Below are 19,978 nucleotides of genomic sequence, written 5' to 3' on the forward strand. Positions count from 1 at the left end.
GAAAAGGGTCAATACACCGCAAGGACTGCACACCAAATGTTCGCCCGACATCTTGCCTTTTTGAAGAGTGCTTGAGGAGTCGCCTCCTCTTCGCCCCATTGTTTTGTGCTCCCGCCCGCGCCGGCTTGTTGGCGCCTGTGATTCCGCTTGTTCATTCTTGTTGTACCGAGGTTGTATGCCCAGTTCAAAGAAGCCTGCCGTGTCCGCCGCCAAGAAGCCGATTGCAGAAAAACCGTTGAAAGCGGCCGCCCTGGCGGCAACTAAGTCGAGTGCCGCCGCGTCCAAGGCGACAGCCGCAACGAAAGTGAAAACCGTGCCCACGAAATCGACCCCCATCGCCGAAGCCACCAAACCCGCCGCCAAGAAGGTCGGTCGTCCTCCCAAGGCCGCCGGCGCGCCCGCCGCTGCGGGCGGCGCCAAGCGCGGCCGCAAGCCCAAGGCCGGCAACGAGGCGCCGACGAGCGACGTCGACCTGTCCGACATCGAAGACGAGCTGATCGGCGACGAGCCGGCAGCGACGACGACCGAAGAAAAGGTCAAGCCGCTGCGCATGAAGATCAGCAAGGCGAAGGAACGCGCCTTGATGAAGGAGTTCGGCCTCGACGAGACCGTGCTCTCCGAGGAAGACCTGGCCAAGCGCCGCTCGCGCCTGAAGACCCTGATCACGCTGGGCAAGACGCGCGGCTACCTGACGCACGGCGAAATCTCCGACCACCTGCCCGACAAGCTGGTCGACGCCGAGACCATGGAAGTCGTGGTCACCATGCTCAACGACATGGGCGTGGCCGTCTACGAGCAGACGCCGGACGCCGAAACCCTGCTGCTGAACAACACGGCTCCGACCGCCACCACGGTCGAAGAAGCCGAAGAGGAAGCCGAAGCGGCCCTCTCGACCGTCGACAGCGAATTCGGCCGCACCACCGACCCCGTGCGCATGTACATGCGCGAGATGGGCACGGTCGAGCTGCTGACGCGCGAAGGCGAAATCGAGATCGCCAAGCGCATCGAGGGCGGCCTGATGGCCATGATGGAAGCCATCTCGGCTTCGCCCGCGACCATTGCCGAGATCCTGCGCCTGGGCCAGGAAATCCGTGACGGCAAGGTCGTCATCTCGACCATCGTCGACGGCTTCTCGAACCCGAACGAGGCCGACGACTACGTGGCCGAAGAAGACTTCGACGAATTCGACGAGGAAGATGACGACGACGGCAAGGGCGGCTCCAAGGCGCTGACCAAGAAGCTCGAGGAACTCAAGCGCGACGCGCTGGAGCGCTTCGACCGCATCGCCGCGCTGTTCGAGAAGGTCCACAAGATCTACGACAAGGAAGGCTACGGCACGCCGGCCTACCAGAAGGCGCAGCACGCGCTGTCCGAAGAGCTGATGACCATCCGCTTCACGGCCCGCACGATCGAGAAGCTGTGCGACCTGGTGCGCACGCAGGTCGACGACGTCCGCAAGAAGGAGCGCGAGCTGCGCCGCATCATCGTGGACAAGTGCGGCTTCCCGCAGGAAGAGTTCATCCGCGACTTCAGCGGCTACGACAAGAACGGCAACCGCGCGGCTTCCAACCTGCTCAACCTCAAGTGGGTCGAGAAGCAGGCCGCCGCCGGCAAGCCCTGGAGCACGGTGCTGGCGCGCAACATCCCGCCGGTGCAGGAGCTGCAGCAGAAGCTGGCCGACATCCAGTCGCGCGTGGTGGTGCCGCTGGCCGAGCTCAAGGACATCAACAAGCGCATGAACGAAGGCGAGTCGTCCTCGCGCGATGCCAAGAAGGAAATGATCGAGGCCAACCTGCGCCTCGTGATCTCGATCGCCAAGAAGTACACCAACCGCGGCCTGCAGTTCCTCGACCTGATCCAGGAAGGCAACATCGGCCTGATGAAGGCGGTCGACAAGTTCGAATACCGCCGCGGCTACAAGTTCTCGACCTACGCGACGTGGTGGATCCGCCAGGCGATCACGCGCTCGATCGCCGATCAGGCGCGCACCATTCGCATTCCGGTGCACATGATCGAGACCATCAACAAGATGAATCGCATCAGCCGCCAGCATCTGCAGGAGTTCGGCTTCGAGCCCGACGCCGGCATCCTGGCCGCGAAGATGGAGATCCCGGAAGACAAGATCCGCAAGATCATGAAGATCGCCAAGGAGCCGATATCGATGGAAACCCCCATCGGCGACGACGACGATTCGCACCTGGGCGACTTCATCGAGGACAGCAGCAACACGGCGCCCATCGAGGCCGCAATGCAGGCCGGCCTGCGCGACGTGGTGAAGGACATCCTCGACAGCCTGACGCCGCGCGAAGCCAAGGTGCTGCGCATGCGCTTCGGCATCGAGATGTCGACCGACCACACGCTGGAAGAAGTCGGCAAGCAGTTCGACGTGACGCGCGAGCGCATCCGCCAGATCGAAGCCAAGGCGCTGCGCAAGCTCAAGCATCCGAGCCGTTCCGACAAGCTGCGCAGCTTTATTGATACGCTCTGATCCTTCAGCGGATCTTCGAGCCCGAACGCCCGCTTTGCCTTCACCGGCAGCGGGCGTTTTCCATTCCCGCGCAGAACAAGCAAGAACGGATACCTCTCGCATGAACCCCGACGCAGACAAACTCTGGCACGCCCCGCGCTGGGCGCTGGCCGTGCTGCTCGCGGTGCTCGGCATGCTCGGGCCGTTCTCGATCGACACCTACATCCCGGCCTTCTCGGGCATCGCCAGCAGCATCGGCGCGACGCCGGCCCAGATGCAGCAGACGCTGTCTGCCTACCTGTTCGGCTTCGCCTTCATGAACCTGTTCCACGGCGCGCTGTCGGACAGCTTCGGCCGCCGGCCGGTGGTGCTGTGGGGCCTGGCCGTGTTCACCATCGCCTCGCTGGGCTGCGCGCTCGCGCAGACCATCGGCCAGCTGGTGTTCTTCCGCGCGCTGCAGGGCCTGTCGACCGGCGCTGGCATCGTGGTCTCGCGCGCCGTGATCCGCGACATGTTCCCGCCGGCCGAAGCGCAGCGGGTGATGAGCCAGGTCACGATCTATTTCGGCATCGCGCCCGCGATCGCGCCGATCGTGGGCGGCTTTTTGTTCGTGCACCTGGGCTGGCACAGCGTGTTCTGGTTCCTGGTGGCGGTGGGCGTGGTGCTGTTCGCCGCCAACTGGAAACTGCTGCCGGAGACGCTGCACCTGAGCCAGCGCCAGCCCTTCGAGGTTCGGCACCTGATGCGCGGCTACTGGGACCTGTGCTCCGACCCGCGCTTCCTGCTGCTGGCGCTGGCGAGCGGTGTGCCTTTCAACGGCATGTTCCTCTACGTGCTGGCCGCGCCCGCCTTTCTCGGCGATCACCTGGCGCTCGCGCCCACCCAGTTCTTCTGGTTCTTCCTGCTGACCATCGGCGGCATCATGGCCGGCGCCTGGGCCAGCGGCCGCATGGCAGGCAAGGTGGCGCCCAAGCGGCAGATCCGCGACGGCTTCGTGATCATGCTGGCGACCTCGCTGCTCAACGTGATCGCCAATGCCTTGTTCGAGCCGCACCCGGCCTGGGCGCTGTGGCCGATCGCGGTGTTCGCCTTCGGCTGGGCGTTGATGGTGCCGGTCGTGACGCTGCTGGTGCTCGACCTGCATCCGGAGCGGCGCGGCATGGCCTCTTCGCTGCAGGCCGTGATCGGCTCCACCGCCAACGGCATCGTGGCCGGGGTGATCGCGCCGCTGGTGATGCATTCGACGTTCGCACTCGCGCTGACCTCGCTCCTCATGATGAGCGTGGGCCTGGTCGCCTGGGTCTGGCTGCACGGGCGCTGGCCCGAGATCGGGCGCAGGGTCGCCGGCGAAGCGGCTTGACGGCGATGCGCTGGGACGATCTGCGGACCTTCGCGCGCGCCTGGCTGCCGGCGCGCACCAACGTCAACGCACGCGAAAGGCTGCGCGCCGTCGCCGGCGCCGGAATTGGTCTCTTGCTGACCGCCCTGCTTTGCCAGATGGCGGGCTCTTCGATCGACAGCCGCTGGCTGGTCGCGCCGCTGGGCGCCAGCGCGGTGCTGGTGTTCGCGCTGCCGGCCAGCCCGCTGGCCCAACCCTGGTCCGTGGTTGCCGGCAACACGTTCTCGGCGCTGGTCGGCGTGGCCTGCGCGCGCTGGATGCCGGATCCGGTATGGGCCAGCGCACTCGCGCCCGCGCTGGCCATCGCGCTGATGTTCGCCATGCGCTGCCTGCACCCGCCCGGCGGCGCGGTGGCGCTGTTCGCAGTGCTGAGCCAGACGACGCATTTCCCCTTCTCGCTCTACCCGGTGCTGGCCAACTCCGTGCTGCTGGTGCTCGCCGGCGTGGTCTACAACAGCCTGACCGGCCGGCGCTACCCGCATGTGCAGCTCGCGCCGCGCGAACCCAGGGCCGACGCGCGCTTCAGCTCGGCCGACATCGATGCGGTGCTCGCGCGCTACAACCAGGTGCTCGATATCAGCCGCGACGACCTCGAATCGCTGATCCAGCAGACCGAGCTCGAGTCGTACAAGCGCCGCCTCGGCACCGTGCGCTGCGCCGACATCATGTCGCGCGATCCGGTGGTCGCCGAGTTCGGCACGCCGCTGCAGGATGCATGGTCGCTGATGCAGCAGCGGCGCATCAAGGCGCTGCCGGTGATCGATCGCACGCGCCGCGTGGTCGGCATCGTGACGCAGGCCGACTTCTTTCGCCACATCGACCTGGAGCATCACGAAGGGCTGGGCGGGCGGCTGCGCGACTTCGTCCGCGCGACGCGAACCGTGATGTCGAGCAAGCCCGAGGTGGTCGGCCAGATCATGACGCGGCAGGTGCGCGTGGCCAGCGAGGAGCGGCCGATGGTCGACCTGGTGCCGCTGTTCTCCGAGGGCGGCCACCACCATATCCCCATCATCGATGGTGAAAGGCGGCTCACGGGCATGATCACGCAGTCCGATTTCGTACGCGCGTTGTACCGCGCCGTGCGGCCGGAAAACTGACCGCTTCATACTCAGGAGATGCCGCATGGCATGGATCGTCTTGTTCGTCGCAGGCCTGCTCGAGGTCGGCTGGGCCATCGGCCTCAAGTACACCGAAGGCTTCACGCGGCTGTGGCCCTCGGTCGGCACCGCCGTGTCGATGGTGCTCAGCGTGGTGCTGCTGGGCTGGGCAATGCGCAGCCTGCCCGTGGGCACGGCCTATGCGGTGTGGACGGGCATCGGCGCGGTGGGCACCGTGGCGCTGGGCATCGTGCTGTTCCACGAGCCCGCCACGGCCGCGCGGCTGGCCTGCGTGACGCTGATCGTCGCCGGCATCCTCGGGCTCAAGCTCACCAGCGCAGTCTGAGCCTCACTCCAGCGTCACATTCGCCTTCTTCACCAGCGCCGCATAGCGCGCCGCCTCGCTGCGGAAGTACGTCGCGGCCTCTTCCGGCGTGCTCGGCTTGATGATGTTGCCCTGCTTGGCCATCGCTTCCTGCACCTCGGCGCTGGAGAACGCAGCCACGACGGCGTCGTGCGCGCGCTTGACCTCTGCCGCCGGCAGCTTGGCCGGCCCGATGACGGCGAACCAGCCTTCGACGCTGTAGTTGGGCAGCCCCTGCTCGGCGATGGTCGGAATTTCGGGCGCCGCCGGCGAGCGCGCGGGTCCGCACAGGCCGATCGCGCGCAATGCGCCGCTCTTGATGTGCTGCTGCACCGCCGGCAGCGCGACCACGCCGATCTCGACCTGGCCCGCGATCATGTCGGTCACCATCGGGCCCGTGCCCTTGTAGGGGATATGGCGCGCCTTGACGCCCGCCTCGTCCATGAACATTTCGCCGGCCAGGTGAATGATGGTGCCGTTGCCCGACGAGGCGTAGTTGTAGCCGTCGGGCTTGGCCTTGAGCAGCGCGACCAGTTCCTTCACGTTCTTGGCTGGCACCTTCGGGTTCACCAGCAGCACCAGGGGCGTCGCGCCGACCACGCTGATGGGCGTGATGTCGTTGATGGCGTCGAAGGGCATCTTCTTGTAGACGCTCGGGTTGATCACATGGTTGTTCGACACCATGCCGAGCGTCATGCCGTCCGGCGCCGCCTTGACGACGACCGAGGTGCCGGTGAGGCCGCCGGCGCCCGGCAGATTCTCGATCACGACCGGCTGGCCGAAGGCCTTGCCGAGCGCCGGCGCGGCAGCGCGCGCAATGGTGTCCACGCCCGAACCGGCGCTGATGGGCAGGACGATGCGCACCGGCTTGTCGGTGCCCTGGGCAAATGCGGGAAGCGCGGCGAGGCCCAGCGCGGAAGCGCCGAGGCCGAGCACCGTTCGGCGCGAAAGGGTGGGGTTCATCTTTTGTCTCCTTGTCTTCGAAAACCTGTGTCAGGCAGCTTCGCGTGCCGCCAGTTGCGACAGCACTTCCTCAGTGTGCTCGCCAACGCGCGCCAGCGCCTGCCGCACGCCGGGGCGCCGGCCGCCCATCAGGAGCGGCAGCAGCACCACCTCGGTCATGCAGCCATCGTCGCACGCCATCGGCACCAGGCCGCCGCTGGCCTTGAGGTGCGGATCGTCCATCAGCTGGTCGGGCCGCACGATCGGCGCGTAGGGAATGCCGGCTTCCTCGAGCTTGGGCGCAAGTTCCTCGACGCGATGCCGGGCGAGGATCTCTCCCAGCCGATTCAAGAGCGCCGGCCGAACCGCGACGCGCAACGCATTGTTGGCCAACGCCGGATCCGCAGCGAGTTCAGGCGCATCGATCACGCGGCACAAGGTCAGGAACTGCTTGTCGCTCACCGCGCCGATGAAGAGCTGCTCGCCTTCGGCCAGCGTAAAGACGTCGTAGACGCTCCAGGCCGACACGCGCGAGGGCATCGGCGGCGGCGGCTCGCCGGTCATCGCGAACTGCTGCATGTGCTGCGACGAGAGGAACACGCAGTTCTCGAACAGGGCGCTCTGCACTTCCTGGCCTCTGCCGGTGCGCTCGCGCTCGCGCAGCGCGGCGAGCACGCCGATCGCGCCGAACATGCCGCCCATGATGTCGTTGACAGAGGTTCCGGCGCGCAGCGGCCGGCCCTCGGGGCCGGTCATGTAGGAGAGCCCGCCCATCATCTGCACCACCTCGTCGAGCGCCAGGCGGTTCTCGTAGGGCCCGGGCAGGAAGCCCTTGTGCGTGACGTAGATCAGGCGCGGGGATTTCGCCGAGAGCGTCTCGTAATCCAGCCCCAGCTTGCTCATCAGCCCCGGGCGGAAGTTCTCCAACACCACGTCGCACTGGCCGATCAGCTCGGTGGCCGTGGCGCGGCCTTCTTCGGTCGTGATGTCCAGCACCACGCTTTTCTTGTTGCGATTGAAGGAGCGGAAGAAGCCGATGCCCAGGCCGGGCAGCTTGCGCGTCTTGTCGCCGCCGGGCGGCTCGATCTTGATCACCTCGGCGCCGAGGTCGGCGAGGATCATGCCGCAGGTCGGGCCCATCACCATGTGCGTGAATTCGACGACGCGGACGCCGGTGAGCGGGAGCTTGTTGTCTTCAGCATTCATGAGGGACTTTCGGTCAGGGGAGCGCGGTTTCGGGGGCGAAGGTCTTGGGCAGGCCGGCGCGCCAGAGCGTGCCGTGCAGCGTCTCGCCGCTGAGCCACTCGGCCACGCGCTGGCGCAGCGCGAGCAGCGCATCGATGTCGACCCCGGTGGCGATGCCCATGCTGCCCAGCATGTAGGCCAGGTCTTCGGTCGCGACATTGCCGCTCGCGCCCGGCGCATGCGGACAGCCGCCGATGCCGGCCAGGCAGGCATCGAAGCGCGCAACGCCGACTTCGAGCGCCGCATAGACGTTGGCCAGGCCCAGGCCGCGCGTGTCGTGGAAGTGGCCGCACCAGAAGCGATCGCCGGCGATCTTCAGGGCCTCCTCGAACAGCGCGCGCACCATGGCCGGATCGGCATAGCCGACCGTGTCGGCCAGGCTCACGCGGTCGGCGCCGGCATCGAGCAGGGCCTGCATCAGGCGCAGCACCTCGCTCTTCTCGACCCGACCCTGGATCGTGCAGCCGAAGGCCGTGCCGACGCCGCCTTCGATCAGCGTCTTGGAACCGGCCGCGTCGCGCGCCGCGCGGATGTGGACGACTTCCGCCACCACCTCGTCGGGCGTCTTGCGCAGGTTGGCGAGGCTGTGGGCATGGCTGGCCGAAAGCGGCACGATCATCAGGTCGGCGCCGCTTTCGATCGCGCTCTCGGCGCCACGCAGGTTGGGCACCAGCACCGAGACGAATAGGGCCGGCAGCGTCTTGGCGAAGGCGACCAGTTCGGCGGTGTCGGCCAGTTGCGGCAGGAGCCGCGCCGGCACGAAGGAGCCGACCTCGATCTCGCGCTGGCCGGCGGCATGGGCCGCGCGGATCCATTCGCGCTTGTGCTCGGTGGGCAGGACGGTCGCGATGCTCTGCAGGCCGTCGCGCAGGCCGACTTCGCGAATGACGGCGGCGCGCGGCAGCCGCGGCTTGGGTGCTGGCATGGGTTCTCTCCAGACATCGGCATGGGCGCCAATGTGATGCCTCGACTTTAGACATTCCGTATTGATCGCAAAAGCGGTAATCTGGAACGCCCAACATTCCGAATTGGAACTTCATGCGCGACCTGGACCTCACCAGCCTGCGCCTCTTCGTCGCCGTCTGCGAAACCCGCAACATCGCCCGCGCCGGCGAGCAGCAGCACATCGTGGCCTCGGCGATCAGCAAGCGCCTGGCGCAGCTCGAGGATGTCGTGGGCGAGCAGCTCTTCGAGCGGCGCCGCCGCGGCGTGACGCCGACCGCCGCCGGCGAGATCCTGCTCGAGCACGCGCGCGCCATGCTCGCGAGCGCCGACCGTGTCGCGCGCGACATGGCCGACCATGGGCGCGGCGTGAAGGGACAGGTGCGCGTGCTGGCCAGCATGTCCTCGATCGCCGAGTTCCTGCCCGACGACATCGCGGACTTCCTGCAGACGCCGGCGCACCGCGACATCCGCGTCGACATCGAAGAAGCCTTGAGCCGCGACCTGGTGCGCGCGTTGCGTGAAGGCTCGGCGCCGGTGGGCGTGTGCTGGGACGCGGCGGATCTCGAAGGGCTGCAGGCCTGGCCGTATCGGCGCGATCGGCTGGCCATCGTTGCCCATCCTTCGCATCCCATCGCGCGCCGGCGGCGCTGCAGCTTCGAAGAGACGCTGGCGTTCGACCACGTGGGCCTGCCCGCCTCCACCGCGGTCCACACCATGCTGGCGCGGGCGGCCGCCATCATCGGCCGGCCGCTCAGCTACCGCGCGGCGGTGTCGACCTTCGATGCGGCGCTGCGCTGCGTGCGCGCGAACCTCGGCATCGCCGTGGTGCCGCGCGAGGTGATCGATCCGCTCGCGGCCAGCTTCGGCCTGCGCGTGGTGCCGCTTTCCGACGCCTGGGCCGAGCGCCGCTTCGCGATCTGCTTTCGCAGCGAGGCCAACCTGTCGCCCGCGGCCAAGCTGCTGGTTGCGCATCTGCGCGACCGCGCTGCGGCGTCTGCGCTCAACGCTTCTTCCTGAGCGTCGCGCCCCCGGCCGGCGGCCAGTAGCGCGCGTCGGCGAAGCGCGCCGCCAGAAAGTCGAGCATCGCGCGCAGCGCGGCCGGCATCTGGCGGCGTGAACCATAGACGCCGTAGACCCCCATCGTCTGCGGCCGCCAGTCGGGCAGGAGCGCGACCAGCCGGCCGCTGGCCACCAGCGGCGCGGCCGAGTACACCGGCTGCATCGCGATGCCGGCGCCTTCGAGCACCGCCGTCAGCAGCACCGACGATTCGTTGGCGCTGAGATTGCCGCCCACCGGCACCGCGATCTGCCGGCCCTTCTGCTCGAACTGCCACAGGCTCTTGCCGAAGTACGAATAGGTCAGGCAGTTGTGAAGGGCGAGCTCCTGCGGCGCGCGCGGCGTGCCGTGCTCGGCAAGGTAGGCCGGCGTCGCGCATACCACCGAGCCGCAGCTTCCCAACGGCCGCGCGATCAGGTTGGGGTCGAGGTCGTTCGTGATGCGGATCGCGAGGTCGATTCGCTCTTCCACCAGGTTGACGGTGCGGTCGCTGATGTGCAGGTCGATGGCGGTCTGCGGATGGCGGCGCAGGAAGTCCGCCACGGCCGCGGCCAGCACGTCCTGCGCGATCGACTGGGCGCAGGTCAGGCGCAGCAGGCCGTGCGGCACATCGGCCTGCGCATCCACGGCGACCTGCATCTGCTGGGCGACCTCGAGCATCTGCCGGCAGCGCGACAGGGTCTGCTCGCCTGCGGAAGTGAGGCTGATGCGCCGCGTCGTGCGATGCAGGAGGCGCGCGCCGGCCCAGGTTTCCATGCGCGCGAGATAGCGCGTGACCATTGCGCGCGACATGTCGAGGGCCTCGGCGGTGGCCGTCATGCTGGCGCGCTCGGCGACTTCCACGAACACCGTGGCGGCAGTGATGCGGTCCATGATCTGATCGATTCAAGCAATAAACATTTGCATCGTATGCGGTTTTTTGATCGGATTGAGAAACATAAGATTCGGTCCATTCCAACCCATCGGGCGCTTTCCACATGATTCGCAGAACCCTCGCAGGGATGGCCTCGCTCGCAGCCGTTCGAACCCTGCCAGCCTCGGCCGCCGAAGTGGCCGGCGAAATGAATGGCCCTGTCCTCCACTATGTGTTCGACCCGCTGTGCGGCTGGTGCTACGCGGCCGCGCCGCTGGTCCAGGCGGCACGCACGGTGCCGGGACTCGCGATCGCGCTGCACGGCGGCGGAATGATGACCGGCGCCAACCGCCGGCCGATCACGCTGCAATGGCGCGACTACGTGACGCCGCACGACCGGCGCATCGCGCAACTCACGGGCCAACCCTTCGGCGAGGCCTATTTCGAAGGGCTGCTGCGCGACACCACCGCAGTGATGGATTCCGAACCGCCGACGACCGCCATCCTCGCGGCCGAAGCACTCGGCGGCCGCGGGCTCGATCTGCTTCAGCGCCTGCAGCGTGCCCACTACGTCGAAGGGCGCCGCATCGCCGACACAGCGGTGCTGCATGAACTCGCGATCGACATCGGGCTCGACGGCGACGCGTTCGCTGCCCTGCTCGCACAACAGGCGGGCGAAGCTACCCGGCAACACATCGCTGACAGCCGTGCGCTGCTGGCACGCGTCGGCGGCGGCGGCTTTCCCACCTTCGCGCTGGCGCGCGGCGACGGCCGTCTCGAACGCATCGACGCCAGCGCGTGGCTGGGCCGGCGCGAGGCCTGGCAACAGCAGCTGATGCAGACGGCGCAGCAAGCCGCCTGAGCGCCCACCTTTTTTCTTTTTCGTTCAACCAGGAGTCCTCCCATGAGCAACATCGCCATCCTCGGCATCACGGGCCGCGCCGGCTCGCGCATCGCCACCGAACTGCTGCAGCGCGGCCGCAAGGTGACCGGCATCGCGCGCAACACGGCGAAGGCCGAAGCCAAGCCCGGCCTCAGCCTCCAACAGGCCGACGCCACGCAACTGGACGCGCTGGTGCCGCTGCTGCGCGGCCATGACGCCGTGATCAGCTCGACCCACTTCGCAGGCGGCATCGACGCAGCCACGGCCATCGCCGCCGCGAAGAAAGCCGGCGTGCCGCGCCTGTTGGTGGTCGGTGGTGCCGGCAGCCTCGAGGTCGCACCGGGCAAGGCCTTGGTCGACACGCCCGAATTCCCCGCTGCCTACAAGACGGAAGCACTGGCCGGCCGTGCGTTCCTCGAAGCACTGCGCGCCGAGAAGGAACTGGACTGGACCTTCATCTCGCCCTCCGCGTTCTTCGAGCCCGGCGAGCGCACCGGTGGCTACCGCCTCGGCGCCGACCAGTTGCTGGCCGATGCGAACGGCAAGAGCTGGATCTCGATGGAGGACTACGCGATCGCGATGGCCGACGAGATCGAGAAGCCGGCGCACTCGCGCCGGCGCTTCACCGTAGGCTATTGAGCGGCAGCGGGGGCTGTTTCGAGGGTCTTCTTCATGACCCGCATCCCCTCGTCGATCATCGCGCCGATCGCCCCTGCCGCCTCGTGCGGCAGCAGATCGGCGATCCAGACCATCCGGCTCTGCTGCTCGCCCTCGGCGAACACCTGCATCGACGCGTTGTAGTGCGTGAGCTGGCCGCCGGTCGCCGACCAGGCCAGCCGGCGCGCGGCATCGTCGAGATCGACGATCGCCTCGCGCACCACCAGGCCGTTGCCGAAGGTGACGATGCGGGCTTCGCCCGCCTCCTCGAGCCGGCAGTCGGTCACGAAGCCCGGCACCAGGCGGTGGTGGATTTCGCCGATGTCGCGCACCACCTCCCAGATCTGCTCGGCGCTCGCCGCCACCACCATCTCACGTCGAATGGATGCCATGTGAAGTCTCCTGAATCCAGGAGCGCATCCTAGGCAGGGAGGCGACGGATGGGAAGTGTTGGGAGGTGCCTTCAGCGCGCGACGCCCAGCAGCCGCTCCAGCACCTCGGGCTGCGCGCGCAGTGTGGCCGCGCGATCGGCATGCACCACCGTGCCGTGGTCGAGCACCACCGCCTCGTCGGAGATCGCGAGGATGGCCTGCGGATGCTGCTCGACGATGATCGCCGCCAGCCCTTCGTCCCGCGTGATGCGGCGGATCGCGCGCAGCAGCTCTTCGACGATGATCGGCGCCAGGCCTTCCAGGGGCTCGTCGAGCAGCAGCAGCCGCGGGTTGACCACCAGTGCGCGCCCCACCGCCAGCATCTGCTGTTCGCCGCCCGACAGCTGCGTGCCGAGGTTGCTCTTGCGCTCGGCCAGGCGCGGGAACATCTCATAGACGCGTTGCGGGTTCCACTTGCCTGGCCGCTCGACTGCGCTCAGGTTCTCGTGCACCGTGAGCGACTTGAAGATATTGCGCTCCTGCGGCACCCAGCCGATGCCGGCCGCGGCACGCTGGTGCGGCGAGAGCTTGTGCAGCGCCACGCCGCCGAGTGCGATGCCGCCGCCATGCTGGCGCGTCGCGCCGGCCAGCGTGTTGATCAGCGTGGTCTTGCCGGTGCCGTTGCGGCCCAGGAGCGCCAGGGTCTGGCCTTCGCCGAGCGTGAGCGCGATGTCGTGCAGCACCACGGCCTCGCCGTAGCCGGCACTGAGCTTCTCGATGCGCAGCAGCTCAGACATGCGCGGCTCCATGGCCGAGGTACACCTCTTTCACCTTCGGATCGTTCGCGATCGTGTCCGGGTCGCCTTCGGTCAGCACGGCGCCGTTGACCAGCACCGTCATGCGGTCGGCGAAGCTGAACACCAGGTCCATGTCATGCTCGATCAGAAGCACCGACACGTCGGCCGGCAGGGCCGCCACGGTCTGCAGCAGCTCCTCGCGCTCGCCGGCCGGCACGCCGGCCACCGGCTCGTCGAGCAGCAGCACGCGCGGCTCGCAGGCCAGCGCGATCGCGATCTCGAGCAGGCGGCGCTTGCCGTAGGCGAGCTGCCGCGTCTGCTGCTGCGCGACGTCAGCGAGATGGAATTGCTCGAGCAGTTGCGCAGCGCGTTCCGTCACCCTGGACGTCGAGCCCAGCGGCCGCCACCACTGCGCCGCCAGCCCGGCTTGCTGCGAGATCACCAGCGCCAGCGTTTCCAGCGGCGTCATCGAATCGAAGAGCTGGTTGATCTGGAAGGTGCGCACCATGCCGCGCGCCACGCGGCGGTGCGGCGCCAGGCGCGTGATGTCCTCGCCTTCCAGCACGATGCGGCCGGCCGTCGGCGTGAGCACGCCGGTGAGCAAGTTGATCAGCGTGGTCTTGCCGGCGCCGTTGGGGCCGATCAGCGCGTGGCGCGCGCCGCGCTTCAGGTTCAAGCTCACGTTGTCGGTGGCCGTGATGCCGCCGAAGCGCATCACCAGGCCGGTGGCAGAAAGAACGATGTCGTTCACGACCCCGCTCCTTTGCGCGCGCCGAACCAGGTCCAGGGCTTCAACAAGCGGTCGCGGCCCACCAGCACCAGCAGCACCAGGATCAGGCCGATCCAGAACATCCAGTACTGCGGCGTCACCGCCGACAGCCAGTTCTGCAGCAGCTTGAACACGATCGCACCGGCCACACCGCCGTAGAGCCAGCCCACGCCGCCGATCACCAGCATCAGCAGCACGTCGGCCGAGCGGTCGAAGGCCAGCACGTCGAGCGAGGCGAAGCCGGTGGTCTGCGCCAGCAGCGCGCCCGATGCGCCGGCCACCGCGGCAGCCACGGTATAGATCACTGCGATGCGCGAGATCACCGGAATGCCGATCGCCATCGCGCGCAGCCGGTTGTCGCGAATCGCCTTCAGCGTGGCGCCGAAGGGCGAGTGCACCAGGCGCCGCATCAAGAGGAACAGGACAAGCATCACGGCCAGCGAATACCAGGCCGCCGTGCGGCCGTAGAGATCGAATTCGAACAGGCCCAGCACCGGCCCCATCACCACGCCCTGCAGGCCGTCGGCGCCGCCGGTCAGCCAGTCGAGCTTGTTGGCGAGTTCGAGCAAGAGCAGCGCGGTGCCGAGCGTGACCATGAGCCGCGTGAGATCGCTGCCGCGCAGGATCGTGACGCTTGCCACCGCGCCCAGCGCGGCGCAGAGCAGCACCGCGACCACCAGGCCCGCGGTCGGATCGGCCATCACCAGCTTGGCGAACAGCGCGGCCGTGTAAGCGCCGAAGCCGAAGAAGGCCGCATGCCCCAGCGACACGATGCCGGTGTAGCCCAGGATCAGGTCGAGCGACATCGCGAACAGCGCGACGATCGCGATCTCGTTGATCAGCAGCGCGTGCGAAGGAAAAATACCGGGCAGCACGAAAGCCACGGCCCAGACCGCAAACTCCCACGGCCGCCAGCGCGTCTTGTGCAGCAGCGACTTCTGGAAATCCATCACTTCCCTCCCCTGCGCGTGAACAGGCCCTGCGGCCGCCACATCAGGATCAGGATCATCAGCAGGTAGACCGTGAAGGCGCCCATCTTCGGAATGAAGTACTTGCCCGCCACGTCGGCAATGCCGAGCAGCAGCGCGGCCAGCAAGGGGCCGGTGATCGACGAGGTGCCGCCGACCGAGACCACGATCAGGAAATAGATCATGTACTTGAGAGGGAAGGTCGGGTCCATGCCGAGGATCTCGGCGCCGAGCGCGCCGCCCAGGCCCGCGAGCCCCGAGCCGACCGCGAAGGTGAGGAGGAACACCACGTTGACGTTGATGCCGAGTCCCGCCGCCACGCGCGGATCGTCCACCGCCGCGCGCAACCGGCTGCCGAAGCGCGTCTTCGAAAGAATCAGCTGCAGCACCACGGTGAGCACCGCGCACACGGCGATGATGAAGAGCCGGTAGTGGCCCATGCCCAGCAGCCACGGATCAGCGCCGATCTCGCTGCGGCCGCGCAGCCATTCGGGCAGGTGGATGTTCTGCTGCGAGGAGCCGACGAAGTAGTCGATGGCCGCCACCGCCATGAAGGCCAGGCCGATCGAGAACAGCACCTGGTCCAGGTGCGGCTTGCCGTACATCGGCCGGTAGAGCGTGCGCTCCAGCAGCGCGCCCGCCAGGCCGACCACGATGAAGGCCAGCGGCAGGCAGGCCAGGAAAGGCACGTCCAGCTTCTGCATCGCGAACACCGTGAGATAGCCGCCGGCCATCGCGAAGGCGCCGTGCGCGAGATTGATGAAGTTCATCAGGCCGAGCGTCACGGCCAGGCCGACCGCGAGCACGAACAGCAGCATGCCGTAGGCGATGCCGTCGAAGAGGATGGTTAGCATGTCGAATCGGGCAAGCGGCGGCCGCCGCCGGGCCGCCCCAAGGCGGCCGCGTCTCCCCTTCGGGGGGTGGAGTTACACGCAGCGAAGCGTAGTGAAAAGCCGGGGGGCATTATTTACTTCGCCTTGCCCGGGTCTTTGACCGCCTTGATCACGTCGAACTCCACGTTGTAAAGCTGCCCGTCCTTCTTCTCGACCTTGCGCAGGTACACGTCCTGCACGATGTCGCGCGTCTGCGCGTCGATCAGCACCGGGCCGCGCGGACTCTCGAAGATCTGGCCCTTCATCGCGGCCAGCAGCGCATCGCCGCCGCCCTGCCCCTTGGTGGTCTTGAGCGCTTCATAGATCACGCGCATGCCGTCGTAGCCGCCCATCGCCATGAAGTTGGGACGCATGTTCTTGTTGGCCTTCTGGAAGGCCTCGACGAACTTCTTGTTGACCGCCGACGGATGCGCGGCCGAGTAGTGATGCGTGGTCACCACGCCCAGCGCGCCGTCGCCCATGTCGTTGAGCTGGTCGTCGTCGGTCACGTCGCCGGTGGCAATCATCCTGATGCCGGCCTTGTCCATGCCGCGCTCGATGAACTGCTTCATCACGGCCGCGCCGGCGCCCGATGGCACGAAGACGAACAGCGCATCGGGCTTGGCATCGCGCACCTTCTGCAGGAAGGGCGCGAAGTCGGGGTTGCGCAGCGGCACGCGCAGCGAATCGAGCACCTTGCCGCCGTTCAGCTGGAAGCGCTCCTTGAAGTACTTCTCGGCGTCGTTGCCCGGGCCGTAGTCGGTGACCAGCGTGACGACCGACTTGATGCCGTTCTTCGGCGCCCAGTCGCCCATCGCCACCGAAACCTGCGGCAGCGTGAAGCTGGTGCGCACGATGTAGGGCGAGGCCTCGGTGATGCTCGAAGTGGCCGCCGCCATCACAACCATCGGCGTCTTCGACTGGGTGGCGATGGGCGCGGTGGCCATCGCCGAAGGCGTGATGCCGAAGCCGGCCAGCACGTTGACCTTGTCGTTCACCACCAGCTCCTGCGCGAGGCGCTTGGTCACGTCGGGAAGGCTGGTGTCGTCCTTGATGATGAGCTCGACCTTCTTGCCCGCAACGGTGTCGCCGTTCTGCGCCATGTAGAGCCGAGCGGCGGCCTCGATCTGGCGGCCGGTGGTGGCCTGCTGGCCCGTCATCGGCAGCACCAGGCCGATCTTGAAGGTATTGCCCTGCGCCTGGGCCAGCGGCATGGCCAGCGCGATGGCCGCGAGGCTTGCGGCCTGGATGAGGTGACGACGTTGCATGGAGTCTCCTATTTCGATGGAAGCAGAACGAGGGTTATTGTGAACAAACGAAACCGGGCTCGCGCCGAGGCAAACACCTAGCGCCGCCAGCGGAGGGCGCGTTTCTGCGCGATATGCAAACAACGCGCGCGATGATCGCGCAACGCTTCGGCGGACTTATGGAAAGTCGGGCCGCCACGCGGAATCGATGGTGATGCGGCCGACGGCACGCGAGACGCAGGCGCAGATGCGCCGGCCCTCGGCCTTCTCGTGCTCGCTCAGGAACACGTCGCGGTGGTCGATCTCGCCCTCCACCGCTAGCACGTCCATTGCGCACAGTCCGCATTCGCCGCGCCGGCAATCCCAGAGGGTCTGCACGCCGGCGGCCTCGAGCGCCTCGAGCAGGGTGCCGTCGGCCGGCACGGTGAGCGCCAGGTCGTGGCGCGGGATGCGCACCTCGAAGGCCTGCGCCGCCAGGCGTCCGCTGCTGCCGAAGGTCTCGAAGCGCAGGTCGGCCGGCGCACGGCCGGCGGCCGCCCAGGCGCGCTTGACGGCTTCGAGCATCGGCACCGGCCCGCAGGTGTAGAGCTGGCCGCCGGGCGGCAAGGCCGCGATCTCGGCGACGAAGTCGATCGGCGCGCTGCCGGTGTGCGCCTGCACCTCGGGGCCCAACGCGACCTGCAGCGTGGGCAGGTAGGCGAGCTCATCGACGCTGCGCGCGCCGTAGAGCATGCGCACGCGCACGCCGTTGCGCTCGGCCAGTGCGCCCAGGCGCTGCGCCATGAAGACCAGCGGCGTGATTCCGATGCCGCCCGCCACCAGCAGGTAGCCCGGCGCCGTGGTGTCGAGGCCGAAGTGGCTCTGCGGCTCGGCGACCAGCAGGCGGTCGCCGATCGCCAGCCGCCACATCGCGAGCGAGCCGCCGCGCCCGTCTTCCAGGCGCTTGACCGCGATGCGCCAGGCGCGGCCGTCGGGTGCGCCGATCACCGAATAGGAACGGGTTTGCATCCGCCCTGAGCCCGGCGCACCGACCAGCACCTGAACTTGCAGATGCGCGCCCGGCTCGTGCGTGGCCGCGACGCCCGACTCGGGCGTGATCTCGAACTCGCGCACGGTCGGCGTCAGGTCGCGCAAGGCAGTGATGCGCGCGGGCATCCAGTGGGTATCGCTTTTCATCAGGCTCTGCGGCGGATCAGTTGAACGCCCGGAAGGGGATGGTGTTGCGCGCCGTGCAGCGCTTCGCGCAGGTTGCGCTGCGCGAGGCGGCTGTGCTCGCGCATCAGCGCCTCGGCGCGCGAGCCTTCGCGGTTCTCGATCGCATCGAGCACCTGGCCATGCTGGTCCTGCGCGATCACCAGCATGTCGCGCGCGGCCGGCGAGTTCGCCTGAACCACCACGAAGCCCGAGGGCGAAGCGAAAGGCAGGTTGATCACGCGCTCCAGCTGCTGCGCGATCAGCGGGCTGCCCGCCATCTCGGACAGGAGCCGGTGGAACTGCTCGTTGAAAGTCACATAGCGCGAGAAGGCCGCATCGTCGAGCGCGGGTTCGCGCAGCAATTCGTCGATGCGCTTCAGGCAGGCGCGCGCCTCGCGCAGCACCACCGGCGCCGCGCCGCGCTCGGCCGCGAGCCGCGTCGACAGGCCTTCGAGCGTGCCGCGCAGCTCGATGGCGTCGGACACGTCGCGCTCGGAAAAAGTGCGCACCGCGTAGCCGCCGCTGGGCAGGGCTTCGAGCAGGCCCTCCTGTTCGAGCCGCATGAGCGCGCTGCGCACCGGCGTGCGGGAGACGCCCAGCAGCTCGGAGATTGCCACCTCGGCGATGCGCGTGCCGCCGGGCAGCTCGCCGGCCAGCACCATCTCGCGCAGCCGCAACTGGGCCTTGACGGCTTGCGAGCTGCCGAGCTCTGTTTCGCTCATGGCCGCTCCACCGCGGCTTCGGCCGCAGGCCGGATCGGGATGGTCGCGCTTCGCGGCCTTTCCTTCGCGATCATCTGATCGATGAGCCGTCGCGCCCACATCGCGCCGGCGTCGATGTTGAGGTTGTAGAAGCTGTAGTCGGGCCGCTCGTCGATGGCGCGCTGCTGGGCCTCGAGCACCAGCTCGTCCTCGCGGAAGATGCCGGCGACGCCTTCGCGCAGCTCGTGCGTGAGGCGCTGTTCGCCGATGCAGTAGTTGCGGGCGAAGGCCCAGAAATAGAGGCAGCTCTTGTCGGTCTCGGGCGTGATGGTGTTGAGCACGTAGCCGTTGACGCCCTGGCTGCGATCGCCGGGCGCGCCGTCGCGCGGCACCGCGCCGCTGCCCGCCGGGGCCACGCCGACGTCGATGTTGACGGTGCAGGGGCCCTCGAAGCGAATGATCTGCCAGCGATCGACCTTGCCCTGGTAGCCGCGGGCATGCCGGATCTGCGCGGCCCAGAAGGGCGGCGCATCGATGTTCTCCATCCAGCGCGTGACGGTGGCCGAGCGGTCGCCGTGGGTCGCGACGAAAGGCGCCTCGGCCACCGCGCGGTTGCCGATCGAGGAGCCGTGCACGAAGGTCTCGTGCGTGAGGTCCATGAGGTTGTCGACCACCAGGCGGTAGTCGCAGGCCACGCGGATCATCTTGCCGTCGCCGGCCCACGCCGGGTCGTCGTTCCAGTGCATGTCGGGCACCAGCGCTGGGTCGGCCTTGGCCGGATCGCCGGGCCAGATCCAGACGAAGCGATGCTTCTCCACCGCCGGGTAGGACCGCACGCAGGCCGAGGGATTCAGCGTCTCCTGGCTCGGCATGTGGGTGCAGCGGCCCTGGCTGTTGTACACCAGGCCGTGATAGCCGCAGACCACTTCGTCGCCGTCGAGGCGGCCCATCGACAGCGGCATCAGCCGATGCCAGCAGGCGTCTTCCAGCGCGGCGACCCGGCCGTCGGTGCGCCGGTACAGCACCAGTTTCTGATTGCAGACGGTGCGCGCCAACAGCGCATGCTTGAGCTCAACGTCGTAGGCGGCCGCGTACCAGGCGTTGAGCGGAAAGGGGCTGGATGAGGTGCTCATGGGATACTCAATGTATA

General features: G+C 67.9%; 20 protein-coding genes. 7 read left to right on the forward strand and 13 right to left on the reverse strand.

All coding sequences use genetic code 11. The annotated features are described in order from the left end of the window. The first annotated feature begins 175 nt into the window (after window positions 1–175). From rpoD to sugE, 4 genes are all read left to right on the forward strand, one after another. Window positions 176–2,488 (forward strand): RNA polymerase sigma factor RpoD, encoded by a 2,313-nt coding sequence (rpoD, locus tag AC3A6B_RS00375; protein WP_487834769.1) that lies wholly within the window; start codon window positions 176–178, stop codon window positions 2,486–2,488. Window positions 2,489–2,588: 100 nt separating this feature from the next. After that, window positions 2,589–3,827, forward strand: a complete 1,239-nt coding sequence (locus AC3A6B_RS00380) for a multidrug effflux MFS transporter (RefSeq protein WP_487834770.1) — start codon at window positions 2,589–2,591, stop codon at window positions 3,825–3,827. Between the two features lie 5 nt (window positions 3,828–3,832). After that, window positions 3,833–4,963, forward strand: a complete 1,131-nt coding sequence (locus AC3A6B_RS00385) for an HPP family protein (RefSeq protein ID WP_487834771.1) — start codon at window positions 3,833–3,835, stop codon at window positions 4,961–4,963. A gap of 25 nt (window positions 4,964–4,988) precedes the next feature. Next, a complete protein-coding gene (sugE, locus tag AC3A6B_RS00390; RefSeq protein ID WP_487834772.1) occupies window positions 4,989–5,309 on the forward strand; it encodes a quaternary ammonium compound efflux SMR transporter SugE in 321 nt (106 codons plus the stop codon). A 3-nt stretch (window positions 5,310–5,312) separates the two neighbouring features. Here sugE and AC3A6B_RS00395 read toward each other — a convergent pair whose 3' ends face one another. From AC3A6B_RS00395 to AC3A6B_RS00405, 3 genes are read right to left on the reverse strand one after another with little or no spacing between them, the layout of a single operon-like run. After that, entirely contained in the window at window positions 5,313–6,290 is a 978-nt protein-coding gene (locus tag AC3A6B_RS00395) for a Bug family tripartite tricarboxylate transporter substrate binding protein (RefSeq protein ID WP_487834773.1), read from the reverse strand. Between the two features lie 30 nt (window positions 6,291–6,320). Beyond that, entirely contained in the window at window positions 6,321–7,475 is a 1,155-nt protein-coding gene (locus tag AC3A6B_RS00400) for a CaiB/BaiF CoA transferase family protein (protein ID WP_487834774.1), read from the reverse strand. A gap of 13 nt (window positions 7,476–7,488) precedes the next feature. Continuing rightward, entirely contained in the window at window positions 7,489–8,439 is a 951-nt protein-coding gene (locus tag AC3A6B_RS00405; RefSeq protein ID WP_487834775.1) for a hydroxymethylglutaryl-CoA lyase, read from the reverse strand. A gap of 113 nt (window positions 8,440–8,552) precedes the next feature. On the opposite strand from AC3A6B_RS00405, the gene AC3A6B_RS00410 reads away from it, so the two are divergent. Then, window positions 8,553–9,476: a LysR family transcriptional regulator gene (locus AC3A6B_RS00410; RefSeq protein ID WP_487834776.1), complete on the forward strand. Its 924-nt coding sequence runs from the start codon at window positions 8,553–8,555 to the stop codon at window positions 9,474–9,476. Here the strand turns inward: AC3A6B_RS00410 and AC3A6B_RS00415 are convergent. Then, window positions 9,460–10,389 carry a LysR family transcriptional regulator gene (locus AC3A6B_RS00415; RefSeq protein ID WP_487834777.1) on the reverse strand — a complete coding sequence of 310 codons (930 nt, stop codon included), beginning with the start codon at window positions 10,387–10,389 and terminating at the stop codon, window positions 9,460–9,462. The two genes, AC3A6B_RS00410 and AC3A6B_RS00415, sit on opposite strands and share 17 nt — an antisense overlap. Before the next feature lie 188 nt (window positions 10,390–10,577). Here AC3A6B_RS00415 and AC3A6B_RS00420 point away from each other — a divergent pair, with 188 nt between their 5' ends. Together AC3A6B_RS00420 and AC3A6B_RS00425 are read left to right on the forward strand one after the other, a co-directional pair. Continuing rightward, a complete protein-coding gene (locus tag AC3A6B_RS00420; protein WP_487835223.1) occupies window positions 10,578–11,231 on the forward strand; it encodes a DsbA family protein in 654 nt (217 codons plus the stop codon). A gap of 42 nt (window positions 11,232–11,273) precedes the next feature. Further along, a complete protein-coding gene (locus AC3A6B_RS00425; protein WP_487834778.1) occupies window positions 11,274–11,891 on the forward strand; it encodes an NAD(P)-dependent oxidoreductase in 618 nt (205 codons plus the stop codon). Here the strand turns inward: AC3A6B_RS00425 and AC3A6B_RS00430 are convergent. From AC3A6B_RS00430 to AC3A6B_RS00470, 9 genes are all read right to left on the reverse strand, one after another. Further along, entirely contained in the window at window positions 11,885–12,301 is a 417-nt protein-coding gene (locus AC3A6B_RS00430; RefSeq protein WP_487834779.1) for an SRPBCC family protein, read from the reverse strand. The genes AC3A6B_RS00425 and AC3A6B_RS00430 overlap by 7 nt on opposite strands. A 71-nt stretch (window positions 12,302–12,372) precedes the next feature. After that, window positions 12,373–13,077, reverse strand: a complete 705-nt coding sequence (locus AC3A6B_RS00435; RefSeq protein ID WP_487834780.1) for an ABC transporter ATP-binding protein — start codon at window positions 13,075–13,077, stop codon at window positions 12,373–12,375. After that, window positions 13,070–13,828 carry an ABC transporter ATP-binding protein gene (locus AC3A6B_RS00440; protein WP_487834781.1) on the reverse strand — a complete coding sequence of 253 codons (759 nt, stop codon included), beginning with the start codon at window positions 13,826–13,828 and terminating at the stop codon, window positions 13,070–13,072. The genes AC3A6B_RS00435 and AC3A6B_RS00440 overlap by 8 nt, the downstream gene beginning before the upstream one ends. After that, window positions 13,825–14,796 carry a branched-chain amino acid ABC transporter permease gene (locus AC3A6B_RS00445; RefSeq protein ID WP_487834782.1) on the reverse strand — a complete coding sequence of 324 codons (972 nt, stop codon included), beginning with the start codon at window positions 14,794–14,796 and terminating at the stop codon, window positions 13,825–13,827. Before AC3A6B_RS00445 ends, AC3A6B_RS00440 begins: the two co-directional genes overlap by 4 nt. Further along, window positions 14,796–15,668, reverse strand: coding sequence for a branched-chain amino acid ABC transporter permease (locus AC3A6B_RS00450; protein ID WP_487834783.1), 873 nt, complete (start codon window positions 15,666–15,668; stop codon window positions 14,796–14,798). Before AC3A6B_RS00450 ends, AC3A6B_RS00445 begins: the two co-directional genes overlap by 1 nt. Window positions 15,669–15,781: 113 nt before the next feature. Further along, complete coding sequence (locus AC3A6B_RS00455; RefSeq protein WP_487834784.1) at window positions 15,782–16,954, reverse strand: ABC transporter substrate-binding protein; 1,173 nt, start codon at window positions 16,952–16,954, stop codon at window positions 15,782–15,784. A gap of 156 nt (window positions 16,955–17,110) precedes the next feature. Beyond that, complete coding sequence (locus AC3A6B_RS00460; protein WP_487834785.1) at window positions 17,111–18,109, reverse strand: PDR/VanB family oxidoreductase; 999 nt, start codon at window positions 18,107–18,109, stop codon at window positions 17,111–17,113. Further along, window positions 18,109–18,849 (reverse strand): GntR family transcriptional regulator, encoded by a 741-nt coding sequence (locus tag AC3A6B_RS00465; protein WP_487834786.1) that lies wholly within the window; start codon window positions 18,847–18,849, stop codon window positions 18,109–18,111. Before AC3A6B_RS00465 ends, AC3A6B_RS00460 begins: the two co-directional genes overlap by 1 nt. Next, complete coding sequence (locus AC3A6B_RS00470) at window positions 18,846–19,961, reverse strand: aromatic ring-hydroxylating dioxygenase subunit alpha (protein ID WP_487834787.1); 1,116 nt, start codon at window positions 19,959–19,961, stop codon at window positions 18,846–18,848. The genes AC3A6B_RS00465 and AC3A6B_RS00470 overlap by 4 nt, the downstream gene beginning before the upstream one ends. Window positions 19,962–19,978 lie beyond the last annotated feature (17 nt).

It is taken from the genome of Variovorax sp. Soil_C_33, from assembly GCF_057656935.1.